Raw genomic sequence first — 230 nt, forward strand, 5'->3', positions numbered from 1 at the left:
ACCGTCTCCATCACGACCACGACCACGGCGAGGACGGAAGTTGTCACTGCGTCCATCATCGACCCAGACTTTCAGATCCAAAGCCTTGTTACGTACCTTGACGTTCTTCAGCGCATCCAAAGTGGATGCTTCTACGCCTTCTGGCAGGTAGATGGAAGAGCAAGTATCGAACAGGCGAATGTGGCCAATGTTTTTGCCGGCGATATTACTTTCATTGGCAATAGCACCTA

General features: G+C 50.9%; 1 protein-coding gene. It reads right to left on the reverse strand.

Annotation, left to right across the window (positions count from 1 at the left end):
* Positions 1 to 230: DbpA RNA binding domain-containing protein (locus tag CWC16_RS19665; protein WP_171037716.1), on the reverse strand; the 230-nt coding region annotated here is incomplete at both ends.

Source organism: Pseudoalteromonas sp. S3776, from assembly GCF_005886915.1.
Taxonomy (GTDB): Bacteria; Pseudomonadota; Gammaproteobacteria; order Enterobacterales; family Alteromonadaceae; genus Pseudoalteromonas.